The sequence below is a fragment of the Nostoc sp. CMAA1605 genome (assembly GCF_021596505.1).
Classification (GTDB): domain Bacteria; phylum Cyanobacteriota; class Cyanobacteriia; order Cyanobacteriales; family Nostocaceae; genus Trichormus.
Genome location: NZ_PJIZ01000003.1, coordinates 127,722 through 147,607, shown reverse-complemented (window position 1 = coordinate 147,607; position 19,886 = coordinate 127,722). Strand labels below are relative to the sequence as shown.

The 19,886-nt window shown below is 40.3% G+C and carries 15 protein-coding genes, 1 tRNA gene and 2 pseudogenes; 7 read left to right on the top strand and 11 right to left on the bottom strand.

Annotated elements, in window-relative coordinates:
* Nucleotides 1-367 (bottom strand): annotated as a pseudogene (locus CV014_RS02350) (hypothetical protein); the annotation flags it as partial.
* Nucleotides 368-508: 141 nt separating this feature from the next.
* Nucleotides 509-1,168: an Npun_F0813 family protein gene (locus CV014_RS02345; protein WP_103137224.1), complete on the bottom strand. Its 660-nt coding sequence runs from the start codon at nucleotides 1,166-1,168 to the stop codon at nucleotides 509-511.
* Nucleotides 1,169-1,508: 340 nt separating this feature from the next.
* Between CV014_RS02345 and CV014_RS02340 the strand changes: the two genes are divergently transcribed.
* Nucleotides 1,509-1,582 (top strand) — tRNA-Arg (locus tag CV014_RS02340).
* 6 nt (nucleotides 1,583-1,588) lie between these two features.
* Here the strand turns inward: CV014_RS02340 and CV014_RS02335 are convergent.
* On the bottom strand, nucleotides 1,589-1,726 hold the full coding sequence (locus CV014_RS02335) for a hypothetical protein (protein ID WP_236140551.1): 138 nt from the start codon (nucleotides 1,724-1,726) through the stop codon (nucleotides 1,589-1,591).
* Between the two features lie 265 nt (nucleotides 1,727-1,991).
* Here CV014_RS02335 and CV014_RS02330 point away from each other — a divergent pair.
* The 4 genes and pseudogenes from CV014_RS02330 (at nucleotide 1,992) to CV014_RS02315 (ending at nucleotide 7,005) form a co-directional block, all read left to right on the top strand.
* Nucleotides 1,992-2,537: pseudogene (locus tag CV014_RS02330) on the top strand (GIY-YIG nuclease family protein).
* 116 nt (nucleotides 2,538-2,653) lie between these two features.
* The gene (locus CV014_RS02325; protein ID WP_236140550.1) at nucleotides 2,654-4,114 is read left to right on the top strand and encodes a protein kinase domain-containing protein; all 1,461 of its coding nucleotides are present in this window, start codon (nucleotides 2,654-2,656) and stop codon (nucleotides 4,112-4,114) included.
* A gap of 160 nt (nucleotides 4,115-4,274) precedes the next feature.
* Nucleotides 4,275-6,020, top strand: a complete 1,746-nt coding sequence (locus CV014_RS02320) for a serine/threonine-protein kinase (protein ID WP_236140549.1) — start codon at nucleotides 4,275-4,277, stop codon at nucleotides 6,018-6,020.
* 136 nt (nucleotides 6,021-6,156) lie between these two features.
* A complete protein-coding gene (locus CV014_RS02315; RefSeq protein WP_236140548.1) occupies nucleotides 6,157-7,005 on the top strand; it encodes an Rpn family recombination-promoting nuclease/putative transposase in 849 nt (282 codons plus the stop codon).
* Between the two features lie 66 nt (nucleotides 7,006-7,071).
* On the opposite strand, the gene CV014_RS02310 is transcribed toward CV014_RS02315, so the two are convergent.
* Nucleotides 7,072-8,163: a toll/interleukin-1 receptor domain-containing protein gene (locus CV014_RS02310; protein ID WP_236140547.1), complete on the bottom strand. Its 1,092-nt coding sequence runs from the start codon at nucleotides 8,161-8,163 to the stop codon at nucleotides 7,072-7,074.
* 326 nt (nucleotides 8,164-8,489) lie between these two features.
* On the opposite strand from CV014_RS02310, the gene purH reads away from it, so the two are divergent.
* Entirely contained in the window at nucleotides 8,490-10,028 is a 1,539-nt protein-coding gene (gene purH / locus CV014_RS02305; RefSeq protein WP_236140546.1) for a bifunctional phosphoribosylaminoimidazolecarboxamide formyltransferase/IMP cyclohydrolase, read from the top strand.
* On the opposite strand, the gene CV014_RS02300 is transcribed toward purH, so the two are convergent.
* The 6 genes from CV014_RS02300 to CV014_RS02275 all read right to left on the bottom strand — a co-directional run bounded on the left by CV014_RS02300 (nucleotide 9,991) and on the right by CV014_RS02275 (nucleotide 15,655).
* Nucleotides 9,991-10,209 carry a hypothetical protein gene (locus CV014_RS02300; protein WP_236140545.1) on the bottom strand — a complete coding sequence of 73 codons (219 nt, stop codon included), beginning with the start codon at nucleotides 10,207-10,209 and terminating at the stop codon, nucleotides 9,991-9,993. The genes purH and CV014_RS02300 overlap by 38 nt on opposite strands.
* A 611-nt stretch (nucleotides 10,210-10,820) precedes the next feature.
* Nucleotides 10,821-11,549, bottom strand: coding sequence for a DUF3891 family protein (locus CV014_RS02295; RefSeq protein ID WP_236140544.1), 729 nt, complete (start codon nucleotides 11,547-11,549; stop codon nucleotides 10,821-10,823).
* Nucleotides 11,550-11,680: 131 nt separating this feature from the next.
* Entirely contained in the window at nucleotides 11,681-12,370 is a 690-nt protein-coding gene (locus CV014_RS02290; protein ID WP_236140543.1) for a manganese catalase family protein, read from the bottom strand.
* Between the two features lie 100 nt (nucleotides 12,371-12,470).
* Nucleotides 12,471-12,743 carry a GlsB/YeaQ/YmgE family stress response membrane protein gene (locus CV014_RS02285; protein WP_236140542.1) on the bottom strand — a complete coding sequence of 91 codons (273 nt, stop codon included), beginning with the start codon at nucleotides 12,741-12,743 and terminating at the stop codon, nucleotides 12,471-12,473.
* 415 nt (nucleotides 12,744-13,158) lie between these two features.
* The gene (gene hemN / locus CV014_RS02280; RefSeq protein ID WP_236140541.1) at nucleotides 13,159-14,541 is read right to left on the bottom strand and encodes an oxygen-independent coproporphyrinogen III oxidase; all 1,383 of its coding nucleotides are present in this window, start codon (nucleotides 14,539-14,541) and stop codon (nucleotides 13,159-13,161) included.
* A 400-nt stretch (nucleotides 14,542-14,941) separates the two neighbouring features.
* Nucleotides 14,942-15,655, bottom strand: a complete 714-nt coding sequence (locus tag CV014_RS02275; protein WP_236140540.1) for a biliverdin-producing heme oxygenase — start codon at nucleotides 15,653-15,655, stop codon at nucleotides 14,942-14,944.
* Between the two features lie 612 nt (nucleotides 15,656-16,267).
* Between CV014_RS02275 and acsF the strand changes: the two genes are divergently transcribed.
* Nucleotides 16,268-17,344, top strand: a complete 1,077-nt coding sequence (gene acsF, locus CV014_RS02270; protein WP_236140539.1) for a magnesium-protoporphyrin IX monomethyl ester (oxidative) cyclase — start codon at nucleotides 16,268-16,270, stop codon at nucleotides 17,342-17,344.
* 161 nt (nucleotides 17,345-17,505) lie between these two features.
* Here acsF and CV014_RS02265 read toward each other — a convergent pair whose 3' ends face one another.
* The gene (locus CV014_RS02265) at nucleotides 17,506-19,812 is read right to left on the bottom strand and encodes a heavy metal translocating P-type ATPase (protein ID WP_236140538.1); all 2,307 of its coding nucleotides are present in this window, start codon (nucleotides 19,810-19,812) and stop codon (nucleotides 17,506-17,508) included.
* Nucleotides 19,813-19,886: the final 74 nt, after the last annotated feature.

The window sequence follows — 19,886 nt, the reverse complement described above, 5'->3', positions numbered from 1 at the left end:
TAGACACATCCGGTTCTTCTCGTAAAACAATTTCTGTATAACCAAAAAATATCCCTCCCAGGAAATAAGAAATCATACCTATGGCAATGGCTAGCCAGACATTGCGGCTACTGACAATCTGTGGACTGCGCCAATTCCTTAAGCATAAAATTCCTGCACCCAGATAAGCTAACGCTTCAAAAATATTTGTACCAATCACGTACCATTCAGCACGGGTTTCTTGACCATTAGCTCCAGGGACTTTGGCACTAAACAATAAAAAGTATAGCAGTGCTAGTACACCCCAGCCAATGCTAGCTAAAACTATGTTCTGGGTGGTAAATAGAGATTTTGCCAATGAAGATGGATTTTTGTAAGAACTACTCATAAGATTTGATTAAATGCACTCTGGGGATGAACCAATTCAAAATTCACAATGAAAGAACTTGTGGGATTGGGCAAACAGGGCAATATGGTTTTTTTGCCTTTTGCCTTTTGCCTTTTGCCTTTGCCTTTTTACTTTTGCCTTCTACTGCCATAATTTATTCAGGGAAGACTGACTCAGCCACGAGATAAACAGCGATCGCTCTCCTTCTGGCATATCCTGTAGGTGATTGGCTACTTGATTGGCAAAGTTGGCGTTACCAAAATAAGTTTTCCCTAATTTATGTAGTTCTTGTAAAAAGCTGACTACATGATTTTCTTTCCAGGGGGGTAGCTTGTCTGATTCCAACGGATCAATTGAGACTAACTGTTTCACCGCTTCAATCGAAGCAGTCTCAGGAAATTGCTGCTGCTTCTGAAATTCAGCGACATCTTTTTCAAATAATGAAACTTGCTTCGTACCCAAAAATTCTTCTATATCCATGTGAACAGCTTGTAGTAGCAAAATGCTAGCCTGAATTAATGTGCTGTTTTTGCTGTGTCCACCAGTATCATTACCAATTTGGTCTAGGCGTACTTTACCCCAAACGCTAAAGCGTTCTGGTTCCTCCAGTAAGACGCAAGCTTTACCACGATGATCAGTTAATTCTCGCCACAAAGTTCTAGCTTCTTCTTCTTGGCCAGCTTTGAATACACTAATCAAGCGAAAAGTCTGCCCCTGATAATGGAGAATCGGCACCTGCTGATCCTTTTTCGGGTGCTGAATGCTTGATATTTCAACATCCTGCCGTTTCAAAATAAACATGGCACTAGCAAATAACTCCCCGCAGGGGCTTTATAGATAAGCGATTTATAATCTGATTTAGCAACATCGCCAAGAGTGCGATTACTTACGTGGTATAGATTTAGTGAGCGACTATCTGAAAATAGTCTATGTTCAGGCGATCAGCTACACCGGGCGTTTAGTTCATCGCCATCAACCCGCAAATCAGCATCCATCGACCACATAATAAGCTAATTAATCAACTTGCGACTAGCATCTTAGCCTTAGCAACAGTCAATCTGCAATTTTTTTTAATTGCTTATTAGGCATAAAGACGATATAATTTTTAGAGTGACTCATTTTTGAGCCACAATTTTGATTTGGGCGCGTAACTCAGGTGGATAGAGTAACTGCCTTCTAAGCAGTCTGTCGCAGGTTCGAGTCCTGCCGCGCTCGTTTAAATTAACAGGGAATTAGGGAACAGTACCAGCGTTGGAAGACAAATGTTAGACCATTCTGAAGGCGATCGCCTCCAAAAGCCGAACTAATCACCCAGTTGTAGTGAAGGAAGTGAAAACCTCCGTCTTTTTCCCATTCCATGTCAACCCAAACTGCTATAGTTTGGTTGTGCTGACTGAATTAAGTAACTTTTTGGAATTTTAATTAACAAAACTCCCAATTATTAATTATTAATTTAAGTAGAACAACTTAAAAAAACGAAATATATTAAGTAAAGTAAAAATACTAGTATTCAGTTCGTAGTAAGGACTTTAGTCCTTTGTTGAGAACTAAATTTCTCACTATAAATCTTGAACTATTTACCCTATTCTATTTATAAAACAATTAGTAATCTCAAAATAGACCAATGAATAACGAAAATCAGCTTCCATCTTTAATATCATTGCCATATATTTCTTACATTGATGATCACGGTAATTTATCTGAGAGTTTACAGGGCAAAATAGGGGCCTATGCCATTTTAATCAAGAAAAAATATTGCAATTTATTGGTTACTCCCGCGATATCTATTTAAGCTTGAGACAGCATTTAGTCCGTCAACCCCAAAAATGTTATTGGGTGAAAATACATACGATTGAGCGTCCGAATCGCACTATCTTAGAAAACATTGAGCAAGCATGGATAGAGGAAAACGGTAATCTTCCGGTGGGTAACGGAGAACAAAAAGCAACATGGACACAACCTATTTGATGTTAAAACAGTAATGACTTCAGAAGAGCAAGAAAATTACCACAATCCTGTACATGATGAAGTCAAGCAAATGAATATCCTGAAAAACATCGCCAGAAGAGTAGAAGCTGAAATTCTAGCAGCTTTAGAATTGCGTGGATTAAAGACACAAATTCGATTCAATCCTAAGTTAAAGGAAACTGGATTATTAGATGTGAAGTGAGGTATTGGGAATGGGGAATGGGGCATGGGGCATTGGGCATGGGAGAAGTAATGAGTAATGAGTAATGAGTAATGAGTATTGACTATTGACTATTGACTATTGACTATTGACCAATTATGACAATACAAATGTTGAACGATCGCTATCAAGTGATACAAACATTGGGGGCTGGTGGGTTTGGTGAAACCTATCTTGCAGAAGATACTTATATGCCTTCTAAACGTAGGTGTGTGGTTAAACAACTCAGGCCAATTCAAAATAATCCCCAAATTTATCAGTTAGTTCAAGAAAGATTCCAACGTGAAGCGGCAATTCTGGAAGAATTAGGCGGAAAAACTGGACAAATTCCGGCATTGTATGCTTATTTTTCCGCAGATGGGCAATTTTATTTAATACAGGAGTGGATTGAAGGGGATACACTCACCGCTAAAGTTAGACAACAAGGGTTATTAAGTGAGAATACAGTCAGGGAAATATTGCTGAATGTTTTACCTGTTCTGGATTACGTCCACTCTCAGCAAATTGTCCATCGTGATATTAAGCCCGATAATATCATGGTGCGTCATGGGGATGGTAAGCCTGTATTGATTGACTTTGGTGCAGTCCGGGAATCAATGGGGACAGTAGTTAATTCCCAAGGTCATGCTACTAGTTCGATTGTGATTGGTACGCCTGGATATATGCCCAGCGAACAAGCCGCAGGTAGACCTGTTTATTCTAGTGATTTGTATAGTTTGGGGTTGACTGCGGTTTATTTGTTGACGGGTATGCAGCCGCAAAACTTAGAGACGGACTCACAAACAGGTGAAATTATCTGGCGTAACTATGCCCAAAATATCAGTCCAGTTTTGGCTAGTGTAATTGATCGGGCGATCGCTTATCATCCCCGCGATCGCTTCCCCTCAGCAAAAGCCATGTTGGAGGCTTTGCAAAGGGACACTAACTCCATACCACCCACACAGCCGTACTCTGTCCCGCCCGTCATCTCTCACACAGCACAACCAACTACTCCCGTACTTCCCCAAGCTACTGTTACAGATAATCAGCAAAAAAATATATTAATTGGCAGTTTAGTCGCTGGCGGTTTGATTGGTGGTTCGGTGATTCTTGGGTTTATATTGACAAAACCGCCGCAACATTCCTCAGAACAGCCAGTAGTCAAAGAAACTACTTCCCCTGTCTCCCAATCTTTGCAAACCAAAGTATCCAAGAATGTAGTTCCTCAAACTCAATCTCCATCAAATGTAGATACTTCTCAAATTGTCAATTCTTTTACCCCACCACCAGAAAATAATCAGAGTAATTATCTCTGGCTTTCTGAACGACTTGTCACCGATGCGGATTTAAATGGTAAAGACGGTTACACACTAGATATTATGCGAAATACAATTTTCGCTCGTCACGGACGCAGATTTGATACTCCTGAATTACAAGCATATTTTAATACTCAAACTTGGTATCAATCCATATATTCACCGAGAGAATTTCCCTTAACATTACTCAGCAGATTAGAGCAGCAGAATGTAGATCGCATTCAACAATATCAAGACCGTTATAATTTGAGACATTTTAAGTAATTAGTCTGGTCTTATTTGTAGTTAATTGCGAATAAAATCCATACTGTTGTTCAGTGAACTACTCAAATAATTGTTGAGTGACAATTTTTGGGTAACTACTGGATAATGGATAAAATGTATACAATATCACAACTAATTTGACACTGTTCTGCACTAACTTATGGAAACGCTATTAGAGAATCGCTATCGAGTAGTTCAAACTTTGGGTAGTGGTGGATTTGGGGAAACATTTTTAGCTGAAGATACCCAAATGCCATCTAACCGTCGTTGTGTGGTGAAACTGCTCAAACCCATACACAACAATCCTCAAATTTACCAACTCGTCCAAGAGCGATTTCAACGCGAGGCGGCTATTTTAGAAGAGTTAGGCAGCTATACAGACCAAATTCCTACTTTATATGCTTATTTTCAATCAAATGAGCAATTTTATTTGATTCAAGAGTGGATAGAAGGTAGCACATTAACTAATAAATTTTATCAACAAGGTGTATTTAGTGAAGAGTCGGTTCAAGAAATTCTCGTAAATTTACTACCTGTTTTAGAGTACGTCCACTCAAGACACATAATTCACCGCGATATTAAACCAGACAATATTATTGTGCGTCATCGAGATGGCAAACCTGTACTGATTGATTTTGGTGCAGTGCGGGAATCTATGGGTACAGTCGTGAATTCCCAAGGTAATCCTACCAGTTCCATTGTGATTGGGACACCAGGGTATATGCCGAGTGAACAAGCGGCAGGTAGACCTATGTATTCTAGTGATATTTATAGTTTGGGGATGACAGCAATTTATTTATTGACTGGGAAACAACCCCATGAATTAGAAACAGACTCCAGAACAGGGGAAATTATCTGGCGTACACACGCTTTGAATGTCAGTCCGACATTTGCAGATGCTCTTGATCGTGCGATCGCCTATCATCCCAGAGAACGGTTCGCCACCGCAAGGGAGATGTTAGAAGCCTTGCAATTAGGCGCAGTCAGCTTACCCCCAACTGTCTATCAACAATCACAACCTCCCACAACTCCCTATCAACAACCCCAACCTGCTACAACTCCCTATCAACAATCACAACCTCCCACAAATCCTTATCAACAACAGCAAGTAGTCACAGTTCCACCATCTGTTACAGCCTCTAACACCGTCGCCGTTAGTCCCGCATCTTCCCCCTCTCCCGAACCTGTCAGCAAAAAAAATAGCAGTCGGGGGATATTACTTGGTAGCTTAATTGCTGGTGGTTTAGTGAGTGTATCTGTATTAATTGGTTTTGCTATAACCAGACCCAATCAATCAGTCACCCCTTCAACAATATCTTCTAGTGAATCTACTACTAACAACAACAGCACTCCCAGCGTAGAACCAACAGATACACCTGCAACTTCCAATACCACTACAACACAGGGAACTACTGAAACTGCAACCACACCAGACTCAAATTCTTCAGCCGTCACAAATTCACCTGTAACTGCATCCACTCCCGAAACCGCAGAACCCGTTGGTTCACAACCCACCAATGCAGAATTGCAAGCAGGTAATACATCATCTGCAAATTCTCAAACATCACAAGTTGAAACACAGTCGCCAGAACAAGCAATAGAGAATTATTATGCCCATATCAACCAGGCTCAATATGAGACAGCCTGGAATTTGCTAACTCCCAGTTTTCAAAATAGCAACCTGCACCCCAATGGCTATCGTTCTTATTCGGACTGGTGGCAAGGACAAGTAGAAAGCGTATCTGTTGATAACGTTAGTTTAGTAGAGTCTGATACATCAACAGCAACAGTTGACGCTCGTTTAACATTTTTCATGAAATCGGGACAACAAACACCTGCTGCTATTCGATTCTCTCTGTTAAGAGATGCAGCAACTAACGAATGGCTGATCAATAGTGCTAAGTAATATAGGAATCCGCTTTGATTCCTGAAATTATTTGCGTAGGGAGGGAACAGGGAACAGGGAACAGGAAAGAAGGAATCAAAGTGTACCTAGCTTCACCAAAATCAAATAGGAATCCTATAGTAATCTTTAAAGAAGAATGCGGCGAGATTCTATTTTTTATAAACTGTTTCAACAATCTCCTACACTCTTGTTTCAACTACTAGCAACACCGCCAACTAATGCAGATGCTTACCGATTTGAATCTGTAGCTGTCAAAGAACCCAAATTTGAAATTGATGGGGTGTTTCTACCACCAGAGAACCAAGATACAGGAGTTATATATTTTTGTGAGGTACAATTTCAAAAAGACGAACAACTTTACGAAAGAGTATTTGCAGAATCCTCACTCTACTTCTATCGCAACCATACAAAGTTTAGCGATTGGCAAGCAGTGATCATTTATCCCTCACGCAATTTTGAACAAAGCAAAATTCATCCTCATCGTTCATTACTGAATGGTGAACAAGTACAGAGAATCTATTTAGATGAATTAGGAAATATTCGCCAATTACCAATATGGGTAGCACTAATGGTGCTGACTACTGTAGAAGAAAGTCAAGCACCAGAAGAAGCCCGATACTTATTAAGCAAGACGCGTCAAGAAGTAACTGAGCCAGCAAGTCGCGCCATAATAGAGATGATTATTACAATTATGGTGTACAAGTTTGAACAATTGAGCAGAATAGAGGTTGAGTCGATGCTGGGAATTACACTTAAGGAAACAAGAGTTTATCGAGAAATCAAGGAGGAAGGAAGAGAGGAAGGGAGAGAAGAAGCAACAATCAATCTAATTATCCGACTGCTAACTAAGCGTTTTGGCGAACTGTCTGAAGAAATGCGCGCCTCAATTGCTGATTTACCTTTGCCTGTTTTGGAAGATTTGAGTGAAGCACTGCTAGATTTTGGCAGTTTAGCTGATTTACAGACTTGGTTAGATAGGAAATAGTGCCTTATTCCCTATTTCACAGGAAAATTACTGAAGCTCTTAAATCTTCGATGTAATTGCTTTAGACTATTTTTTCTCACAATTGTGATGACAACGAACTTTTGCCATCAATCGGATATAGACTGAATTTCTACTAGCCTTTTTTAAAGGCTCTACTTTAAGTATGACCAACTTCTCTCCACCTTGAAATCTATGAATTGGTTCTGAAATTAAAGATTTTTCTTGTCTTAAATCTACAAGTTGTTTAACCGTTACTATTGCTCCTGGTGATGGAAAAACGAGAGGATCAATGCTAGGGTATTCTGCGATATTTTTTTGTTCAACAACTAACGGTTCTCCAGGAGACAAAGCACCTGGATGATTTTTAACTATACCTAACCATATCCATCCAGAATAATTAATGTTTTCTGTGGATTCTATAGTAGGATTAGATATTAACAAAAAACTTTTATATATACCTGCTTGCCAGAAAAATAAAGATATAAGAACACTACATACTGCAATTAAAATAACTATTTGATTAGCTCTCTTGCTGGCTCTACGATGCCGACGAGTCCTTGATGGCTTAAATACAGAGAACAAGGTTGACCTTACGATGTGTATAAGAAAATTACAAGTAGCCTGTACAACAGATATTACAACTACCCCCGTCTGCTGTGAATAGTGTTTAATATGGAAGGTAGGATCAGTAAGTTCTTGGGCTACTTTTTTTATACCTTGTGCAATATTTTCAAAAGCTTTATCATGCTGACCCCAATCAGTAACAGCTTTTTCTCTTTCTAGCAAAGTTGGCAAGGCTGTGAGGTTATCTAAAGCAGGTTTCCAAATATTAAAAACAGGACGAAGAAGAATAGGAATAACACGCGCCTGTCCAGATCTATGCCTTTGCATCGCCTGTTTCGTCACAAATTCCCAGTGGTCATCGGCAGCTATCAAATCTGAACTAATTAGCACCAAAATTATATCAGCTGTGTTTAATTGCCTATCAATCTCTGCTGCCCGTTCTTTTCCAGGACTAATCATACCTCTATGCCAACTAATAATCACTCGCTGCCGTTCCAAGATTTTGAGATGATTTTCTAGTTTTTGTCGCAGTTGTACATCTTTTGCAGAGTCAGAGCAACAATAAAAAACTTTGACAAGCTTAGATCCTGACATTTAACTTATTACCGATTAACTTGAATTAGTGATTAGTTTATCTCTTGACAGTATTTACTTTTAAGTTGCTGATAATCTATTCAATTTTAATAATGCAGTTTCAAGAAGTATGTTTTTATAAATTTTCTGCTAATTTTTTTGCGCTCATCTCAATGCCTTTAGCAAAATTTGACAATACTTCATTACGATGCCAATATATTTTTACAAGTTTACGGCATTTAGACAAAGCTTAAAGCACAATTATTCCTCATGGTATTGAAGTGAAGCCAGGGTTATGTAAAAATTGTGGTCTTTGGCATCACCCGCTAAATTTGAGGAATTGAGACATGGCGCGTCTAGCACTGCTGAGTGTATCTAATAAAACTGGTTTAATTGACTTAGCCCGTAGCTTGGTAGAAGAATTTGAATTTGATTTAATCAGCAGTGGGGGAACAGCCCAAGCCCTCAAAGATGCGGGAATACCTGTTACCAAGGTTTCGGAATACACTGGTTCACCGGAAATTTTAGGTGGACGTGTAAAAACTCTCCATCCTCGGATTCATGGCGGCATTTTAGCTCGGCGGGATGTACCTCAAGATGTGACAGACTTGGAAAATAACCAAATTCGCCCGATTGATTTGGTAGTCGTGAATCTTTATCCCTTTGAGGCGACTATTGCTAAACCAGGGGTAACATTAGCTGAAGCTGTGGAACAAATTGATATTGGTGGCCCGGCGATGTTGAGGGCTTCATCAAAGAATTTTGCTCATCTGACGGTATTATGTGACCCAGCACAGTATGATGAGTATTTGCAGGAATTACGGCAAAATAACGGGGAAGCTTCCCTAGAATTCCGTCAAAAAGCAGCTTTGAAGGGATTTTCGCATACAGCTAGTTATGATCAGGCGATCGCTTCCTACCTGTCTCAACAATCCCAAACTTCCCTCCCCCAACAATACACCCTCAACGGTACAGAATTACAATCTCTGCGTTACGGTGAAAACCCCCACCAACCTGCTACTTGGTATCAAACTGGTACAACTGCAAGCGGTTGGGCTGCGGCGACAAAACTCCAAGGAAAAGAACTCAGTTACAATAACTTGGTGGATTTAGAAGCCGCCCGCCGCATTATTGCTGAATTTCCTGATACGCCAGCCGCTACCATTATCAAACATACCAATCCCTGCGGTACGGCGTTAGGCAATACCTTGGTTGAAGCTTATCAAAAGGCTTTTAATGCTGATTCTATCTCTGCTTTTGGTGGTATTGTCGCCCTCAACCGTTCCATTGATGCAGCTACCGCCACTGAATTAACTAAAACATTTCTAGAATGCGTAGTTGCACCTGATTGTGATGCAGAAGCCCAAAAAATTCTGGCTAAAAAATCTAATGTCCGGGTTTTGACTTTAGCAGATTTGAGTAGTGGGCCGAAAACTCTGGTGAAACAAATTGCTGGCGGTTTCTTGGTGCAGACTGCGGACGATGCGATCGCTGACACTAGTAAATGGCAAGTCGTCACCGACCGTCAACCCACGGCTGATGAATTAGCAGAATTGTTATTTGCGTGGAAAGTTTGCAAACACGTTAAATCTAATGCCATCGTCCTCACAAGCGATCGCACTACTCTAGGTGTCGGTGCTGGACAAATGAACCGCGTTGGTTCAACCAAAATCGCCCTCGAACAAGCCGGAGATAAAGCCAAAGGAGCGATTCTCGCCAGTGACGGATTTTTCCCCTTTGATGATTCTGTCAGAACAGCCGCCGCCGCAGGTATTACTGCGATCGTCCAACCAGGTGGAAGCTTACGTGATCAAGATTCCATCAAAGCTGCTAATGAACTAGGTTTAGTCATGGTATTGACTGGTATACGTCATTTTCTACACTAATCCGAATTGGGCATGGGGCATAGGGCATGGGGCATAGGGCATAGGGCATGGGGATAAAATTTACCTTGTCTCCCAATCCCCAATCCCCAATCCCCAATCCCCAATCCCCAATCCCCAGTCCCCAATCCCCAATCCCCAACCCCCAATTCCCAATCACCAATCCCCAATCCCCAATCCCCATCTCATGGTGCAGTTTGCAAAGTGTCACTTATATTACTAGTCGGTCTTGTGTGACAGTGTTATTCTCTAGTTGTGTGTGAGGAGCAAGTTGAAAATAAAGAGCGTTTGGAGTGGAAACACGGCAACACGTCCAAACGCTTTTTAATTGGCTGTGGTTTTGACATCTGCCAGTTTTGTGAGGGGAAAAGATACATACCCGTCAAACCTACCTAGTAGTATGAAGCTTTCTTAATTGTGAATTTTGTATCCCGTATTTCCACAGATTATCTTGATTAATATGAAGTTTTTATAAAGAGTTAAATATAATACTTGCCATTTTCTCAGACATAATGATAATTTCTATTTGTGTGTGAGGAGTAAGTTGAAATTAAAAAACGTCTGGGGTGGAAACACGGTCACACTCCCAGGCGTTTTTTAATTAGGTGGTAAAACCAGCGATATTTGTACACTTAAGAAAGTGTCACACTCCAAATTTACTGGATAAAAAATAAGTGATATTCTCTAGTTGTGTGTGAGGAGCAAGTTGAAATTGAAAAGCGTCTGGGGTGGAAACACGGCAACACTCCCGGACGTTTTTTAATTTTGTGGGGGGACTGGAAATCATGAGGATTTTTAAGCTCTCACGAAAGTCCACTCTAAAACTTTAATCGGTGCTGTTTGCAGGGCGTGAGTGAGTTCTGCATTACTGGCAAACTTGACCTGATGTAAATCGCAGGCTTCGACATTAACTGTAAACTTATCGTCCTCAAAAGGCCAGGGTTGAACGGTCAGCAAATGATCACTACGCTGCATAATGTCATAACGTTGACCATCAGGCCCCAAACTAATTTCTAAAAATCTTTCGTCGGCTGGTAATTCTTGCTGACATAAGATTAATGATAGGCGATCGCACCACTGCATAAACGCATAAGCCGCATCTACATCTTCTTTTTTGATACCCAACTCTTCACGCCAACGCTGTTGATTTTGCAGTTGCTCATCTAGAAATTGATCTAGTTCAGGACATTGTCCCCGTTTTGGCTCATTTAAACGACTGATATGTTTGGAAATTAATAAAGTCACCCACCGTCCTCGATAACGGGCATTATTCACCAGATCAGCCAGTTTTTCCACGGAGGTTTTTTGGTGCATGGTAAAGTCCATTGGCGCGCCTCCGGGAGTCAGATTATCTTCTTGCCATTCTTTTTCTAAGTCATCATGATGAGAAATGGCTGCTAGGGTTTCATATATCCGTGCTGGAGAATTTTTGCGTCGCCATTGTCCTGCTAGTTGCGCTGCTAACAACGCATGGGCGCGGTGATAAATAATTTCCCATCCATTTGGGGTTGGATTTACAATCACAGACTACTCTCCAATTTAGGAAACTGACTTACCTCAAAAGGAAAAAGTAAAAAGTAAAGAATAACTTTTTACCCTTTACCTTTTACCTTTCATCTTTCACCTTTTGCCTTTTGCCTTTTACCTTTTGCCTTTTACCTTTTTTCTAATGGGTTGGCAATATATTTAAATGCTGGCTCAGAATTCCAAGGGCCGCGTTCATCTTGTCCATGACCATTAGTCGATAGATTGTAGTAAATATCTACAGTCTCATCAGGTTGAATATTGCCAAAGAATGGATCTGTTAATTTACCCAGTGAATCTAATGCTTTCATAAACATCTGGGTGTGAGAAACTTCTCTAGTCAAAAGATGTACTAAAGTTTGTTTTGTACCTTGGTCTGGACATAGCTTAATTAATTCTTCATAGGTTTGACGCGCGCCAGCCTCAGCTGCAATATTCGCACGCAAATCTCTAACTACATCTCCGCCTTCATTGAGATAGTTTGCAGTCCAAGCATTACCTTGACTATCTAAAAAGTGAGGCCCTATTCCTCTGACTGCAAAAAGAGTGCTTTTATAAACATCTGTTTGATCCACATTTTTGGTATGAGCCTCAATGAGTTTACCCACCATTTCTAAATGCCCGAATTCCTCAATGGCAATGTCTTGCAGCATATCGCGAATTCCAGCATTCTCAACATGGAATGATTGCACCCAGTATTGTAAAGCTGCTGATAATTCTCCTGTTGCTCCGCCAAACTGCTCTAGAAGTAATTGAGCAAAGCGAGGATTTGCTTCCTCGACTTTGACAGCATGAATAGGCTCTTTTTTGTGGAAAAACATGAACCGCCTCTACAAATATTTTCAACTGAGTAAGAAATGATCAAGCATCACAACATTGAATGCTTGATAACAAAATGAGTATTTGCTTATTTTGAATTTTTTACACACTGCGGCTTCTGCTAATTAGTCCCCACAGATAGATAGCAATCATTGCACCAATAATTGCTATTAAAAGACCAGGCAAGCTTAAACTCGTAGCAGTTAATTGTAAAGTTCCCGTGGCGAATAAACTATATAAACTACCACCAATGAAAGCACCGATGATACCTAAAATCATTGTGGAAAGAATACCGCCACCTTGAGTTCCAGGATAAATTGCTTTAGCGATCGCACCAGCTAATAGTCCTAATATTACCCAAGCAATAATATTCATATAATGTCCTCAAAAATCTCATCTGTACTCAGATTAGCAATCTTGATTTGCTAGCGTTTCCACCAGATGAAGTAAGTTTTTGAAGCCAAAAGATAGATATATAGGAATCCGCTTTGATTCCTGAAATCATTTGCGTAGTAAGGGAACGGGGAACAGGGAACAGGGAACAGGTTAAAAGGGATAAAAGTGTACCTAGCTTCGCAAAAATCAAATATGATTCCTATATCAGAATTAATAAGTTCAGAATGTCCTCCGCATAGGAAGTTACTGAATTATTCCAGGATAACAAATTATTTTAATGAGTATTATGAGATGACAGTCGGTAATTGGTCAGAGGTAATTAAGTGAAGGGAATTACCAGCTACCAATTACCAAAATGTTCCATGAACACAAGCTGACAGGATCAGATTAGATATTATATGGCACGGGAGAAATGTTTTTCTGGTGTTTGATTGTGAGTATCAAAAACTACAGCAACATTTCGTACCAGTAATCTACCAATATCCGTAATTTGGATATGGTTAGTCGATAAATTCACTAAACCATCAGCTGCTAATGGCTCTAATAACTCTAGTTCTAGGGCAAAATACTCATCAAAGTTTATCCCGTATTTTTCGGCTATTTCTGACTTATTTAGCTGAAAATTGGACATAATGCACATAATCACATCGCGTCTCAAGATATCATCATCGGTGAGTTTTACACCTTTACTAATTGGTAAAGTATCACTACCAACAGCTTGATAATATTCTTTTAACTGCTTATGATTTTGTACGTAAGCATCATGTAACATACTAATGGACGTAGCACCAAAGCCAAATAAATCCGTACCAGCGTGGGTGGTATAGCCTTGGAAGTTACGTTGCAGAGTGCGGTTACGTTGCGCGATCGCTAATTCATCGTTAGGTTTGGCAAAATGATCCATCCCAATAAATAAATATTGGCTTTTTGTCAATTCCTCAATGGTCATTTGCAGAATTTCTAGCTTTTCCTGGGGTTCGGGTAATGCTTCCACAGGAATATGCTTTTGTGCTGGTTTCAACCAAGGTACGTAAGCAAAGTTAAACACCACAATCCGATCTGGATCTAATGCAACTGTCTTCTGTACTGTCTCGCGAAATGTTTGTAAAGTTTGATAAGGTAAACCATAGATTAAATCCACATTCACACTTTCAAACTGAGCCGCTTTAATCCAACTCATGACGTTATATAACATCTCTTCTGGTTGGACGCGGTTGACAGCTACTTGTACTTTGCTATTAAAGTCTTGGATACCAAAGCTAACGCGATTAAACCCAATTTCCCTAAGAAAGAAAATGTAATCTTCGTCAACGTAGCGGGGGTTAATCTCAATAGAAACTTCAGCTTGTGGATCAAGGTTGAAGTTGCGGGTAATTTGTTTCCACAAAAATTCTACCTGCTCACAATCTAAGTAATTAGGTGTACCACCACCCCAATGAATTTGCAGTACCTTTCTATCTTGGTCAATCAAAGAAGCAGTATGCTTGATTTCTTGTGCTAAATTTTCTAGATAAGGTTTAGCAATATTTCTGTTATTAGAAATAACAGTATTGCAACCACAAAAGTAACAAGCACTTTGACAAAAAGGAATATGGAAGTATAAAGAAAGAGGTGATTTTCTCTGATTGGATCTGGCGATCGCCTCCCGAAAATCACTCTCTGTAAATCCTTCAGCTAACTGTGTCGCAGTTGGGTAACTGGTATACCTTGGTGCAGGTGTATCATACTTTTGAATCAATTCCAGGTCAAATTTGACTCCAGACGACAGAAAAACCATCAAATCCTCCAAGTTAATGTGACCATTCAAAAAGGTAAAAGTCAAAAGGCAAAAGATAGCTTTGATGATTTTGATCAATTCAAATGTATTTTTTACTACTTATTATCAGATACTTGAAGTGCAGCAGTAATTTCCATAACATCTGAAATGACACAATATACTTTGAATTTTGACTTGTTACTTTTGCCTTGCTGTACGGTCGTGTTTATGGGTATATAGGGTCTACAATTTGTTGTTTGATTGGTCACAAATTGCCAATAAAATGCCTCTGCTCTAGCTATTTTCTAGTTTAAATATTCACTGCTAGAGTCTGATGTGTTCATTTAAACCAAATTAGGGAATGGGGCATAAGAAAGGTAAAAGATGGCTTGTTTGAATTTTGCCTTCTTCCTCCCCGCTTTCAGGTTGCTGGTGCTTCGGTACTACCAGGGCTAGTGTTGTGAGTCAAGCTATTGAAGACTACTTGACCAATAGCTTTGATTAAATTACCCTCTAAATCTCTAGCCATTTGCATATTGTATTGGAAAGCAATATTGGCTTCAGCAACAATGCGATCGCCTGTAGCATCATCAATAGATAATGAATCCATCGCCTGACGATACTTGTTTTTAAATGCTGCTTTGTCGGGAATCTGGTCAAAATTATAGAAAGACGTACCTTCGTAGCCAGATAATTTCAGGGTTGACTGAGCAATTTTTTGCAACATCTGACCCCCAGAAAGGTCGCCCATATAGCGTGTATAGGTGTGACCAATTAACAATACAGGTTCATGGGCAGAAAGTTGGCGAAGGCGATTAATATACGCCTGTGCGCTACTAGAAGCTGTAATCAAATTGCGCCACTCACTGCCATAATAAAACACCATGTCTTTTTCTAAGGCGGCTTGGCGATTCAATTCTGGAAAGTAAACCGCAGCAATGATGGGGTTATTGACATGACTTTTGACTGCGGTTTCTAGTTCACTGTAGACAAAATACAGATTGCTTAAAAATTTAGCAAAACATTCTCTATCTACAACCCCCTTCAAAAAGCATTTCATGAATCCCACATTTTCTGCTGCTGTGTGAGCTTTTTGAGTACCAGAACGTAATTTGATGGCTAAATTGCTACTCATTTTTACTTCCTTGATGCTTGATTTAGTGATGAGTGCTGAGTGGTGTTAGCGGTAGCGCGGCGTTTAGCCGATGATCAGTTATTGAGATGATCATTTTTTAACTCAGTACCTAGCACTTTTAACTCAGCACCCTTCATAGACTCAAAATAGTTGCCAGTTCACAATCAATACTGGAGAGGATTGTTATTCTGGGTTTAGAGAGGATTGGCATCGCTCTATCTAGCAACTACCACTGCTGATGCAAATCCAGACTATTTTTATATCTCCCAAACTCATTTAACTATTAATAGCTTTATAACTATACGGAGATTAATATTTTTTTATATTTCGCTTAATCTCACTACATATATCGTTTGAAGAGGAAAGGGTGTAGGGGTTTAGGGGTGTAAGGGTGTAGGGGTCAGAATTTGAGACTTTAGATTAAATCCCAAACCAAAAATCAACGCATTGAATTATCCAATGCCCTATTCCCTATTCCCTATTCCCAATTCCCCAGTACCCAGTCCCTAATCACTAATCCCCAATACCTAATCAGTTCGATAATTTAACTGATGTATACAAATATCATTTTATGTTTATATAACTATAAAACCATTTATAGTAAGGAGTCTCATGGTTAATAGCCTTGTAACCCCAGAGCCACAAACTCTGAAGCCAGGAATTAAAGCACCTGTTCAAGAAACTTTATTAACACCCCGGTTTTATACTACCGATTTTGATGCAGTGGCGAAGATGGATATTTCAGCCAATGAGGCGGAGATTCGAGCCATTGTAGAAGAACTGCGGGAGGACTACAACCGCCATCACTTTGTTCGAGATGCAGAGTTTAAGCAAAATTGGGATCATATTACAGGGGAAAAACGCCGCGCCTTTATTGACTTTTTGGAACGTTCTTGTACTTCGGAGTTTTCTGGATTTCTCTTGTTTAAAGAGCTATCACGCCGCATTAAAGACCGCAATCCCCTATTGGCTGAGGCCTTTAATTATATGGCACGGGATGAGGCACGCCATGCGGGATTTTTAAATAAATCGATGGCAGATTTAAACCTTTCCTTAGACCTAAATTATTTAACCAAGAAACGCACATATACCTTTTTCCCGCCAGAGTGGGTGATTTACACCGTCTACCTATCGGAGAAAATTGGTTACTGGCGTTATATTTTGGTGCATAAGCATATGCAGGAGCATCCAGAATATCAGTTTTATCCTCTGTTCCGTAAATTTGAGAGTTGGTGTCAGGATGAAAATCGCCACGGAGATTTCTTTAAAGCCGTATTGCGATCGCAGCCCCAATTATGGAAAAGTTGGAAAGCTAAGTTATGGATACGCTTTTTCTTATTAACTGTATTTGCTACCCACACAATGACAGTATTTGAGAGAGCCAGCTTTTACGAAGTCATTGGTATCCATCCCCGCAAATACAATCAAAGAGTCATCCAAGAGACAAATAACACCTCTGCTAGAGCATTCCCTGTAATTTTGAATACTAATCACCCCGAATTTTTCTGGCGGTTAGAACAGTGTTCCGAAAATAATCTCAAGCTAGCAGCCATTAACAATAGTAATTTGCCGAATTTCGTCAAATTCTGCCAAAGAATCCCGCCTGCTTTGGCGATTTTTTGGAATATGTTACGTTTGTACTTAATTAAGCCAATTGATACTGAATCTACACGCAACACGGTTATGTAATTTGGGTTCAGCACAAATTAGGCAAATCTCTGCGTAAATTGCCATTTTTTACCATCACAATTTGGTATTGCTAGCGAGACTGTACGCCAGCAAAATATATAAGAAACACTTTTTTCTTCCCCTAAACCCCTAAACCCTTACACCCCTAAACCCCTAAACCCCTACACCCCCCTATTTCTTGATTTAAATAAGCGCATTCCATTTGCAGTCACTAATAAGGAAGTACCTGTGTCTGCTAAAACAGCTACCGCTAACCCAACAACACCCAACGTTCCCAATAGTAGAAATAAAGCTTTCGTGACTAAAGAAAAAACTACATTCTGTTGAATCACAGATACAGTCCGACGACTTAAATCCACTGCATAAGCAAGCCGTCTCAAGTCACCACCAACCAGCACTACATCTGCTGTTTCTAAGGCAATATCAATTCCACCCACAGCAAAACTGATATCCGCCGCCGCTAGAGCTGGTGCATCATTAATCCCATCCCCAATCATACCTACCACCCCAGAACGTCTTAGCCGTTGAATTGCTTGGAGTTTATCTTCTGGTAAGAGTTCGGCTCTATATTCTGTCATCTCAACTTGTTGGGCAATTTGCCTAGCCACCCGATCGCGATCGCCTGTTAACATGACTAACTGCTTTAACCCTAGTCGCTTGAGTTGTCGGATGGCTTCTGTTGCTTCTAAACGGATACCATCAGACAGCGCGATCGATCCCCATATTTCTTGTTTTGTTCCTACGAGTACCGGAATTTGACCAAGTTGTTCAATTTCTGCCAACAGAGTTTCAACTTCACCAGATAAGGAAATACCTTGCTCGGAAAACAACCGTCGATTACCAACTAAATAAACTATGTCAATCCAGATTGCCTGAATGCCTTTCCCTGGTAGTGCTGTGAAGTTCATCGGTGTTTCCAAATCTATGCTCAGTTCATCAGCTTTAGCCACGATAGCCTTTGCTAGTGGATGTTCTGAGTGTTGCTCTAGGATGGCGGCAATTTGTAACACTTGATGGGTACTGTGATTTCCCAGACTATAAATCTTTTGTACAATCGGTAGCCCTTGGGTAATTGTACCTGTCTTATCAAAAGCCAGAGTAGTCAAATGTCCGGCGGTTTCTAGTGCGTTACCTCCTTTAAATAACACTCCTTGACGAGTTGCTGCACCGATCGCACTCACAATGGAAACTGGGGTAGAAATGACTAAAGCACAGGGACAAGCAATGACTAGCATGACTAAGGCTCGATAAAACCAGACATTCCCAGGTTGAGCAAATACCAAAGGCGGAATGAGCGCGATCGCGATCGCAATCAAAATCACAATTGGGGTGTATACTCCGGCAAACTTATCCACCCACTGCTGAGAAGGTGCGCGACTACCTTGGGCTGTTTCTACTAAATGGATAATTTTAGCTACAGTCGTATCCTTTACAGTATGTGTAACCTTGATTTCCAAAAAGCCTGATTGATTTAACGTCCCAGCAAAAACAGTGTCGCCTGCTTCTTTATCTTCTGGGATTGATTCTCCCGTAATTGGAGACTGGTCAATAGCACTACTACCAGAAACAACTATGCCGTCTAACGCTACACGTCCACCTGGTCTAACTGTCAAAATTTCCCCAACTTGAACATTTTCCACGGGAACAGTTACTTCTTGATTCCCTCGTTTGACGGTAGCTGTGGGTGGAGTTAAATCCATGAGGGCGCGAATTGCGTTGCGTGTGCGACCAAAGGTCAAGACTTGCAATGTTGTACCCAAAGAGAACAAAAAGACAACTAACGCCCCTTCAAACCAGTCACCTAAAATCAATGCACCTATGACTGAAATAGTCATCAGCAAATTCATATCAGCCCGGCGCAAGCGCAATTCCAATAAACCAATCCGTGCAATGGGATAGCCTGCAATCACTATACCAACGCCATAAAAAGCTCGTGCTATCCAAATAGGTAAGGCTAAATATTGCGCCAGTAAACCCAACGCTAACCCCACGCCTGTAAGAATGACACCTTGTCCCCGGCGGTTAGTAATCCAAAATTTCCAGTTTGTGGGATCAGATTTCTGTGTAGTAGTTGAAACTGCATCTTGATGCTGATGGTGGTCATGGTTATGGTCATGATCACAGTTATGTTGTAGCGATTTAGTATCAGCTATTTCCGCCAGTGAATGACTATCACTGTGATGAGTATGGTCGTGACTACAACCACAAGAATGAGTTTTCTGCTCTGACTCTAACCCAGCAATCTGTTCTACTGTGTAACCTAAAGCCTGAATGCGATCGGAAATAGTTTTTAGACTCAAATCCTCTGGATTGTAGGATATCCTGACTTTACCTGTGGCAAAGCTAACTGATGCTTCCGTAACACCGCGTAATTGTTGTAAACCAACTTCTATTGTCTTGGCACAACTACCACAATCCATACCATTCACTTGGAGAATCTGGGTTTTCAGGGAAGGAGTTTGAGTCATAGCAATTTGCAGGTGACAAAGTTAATTACGTTTCTTGATGAAGATAAAATTTATCAGTAGAGACGTTGTATACA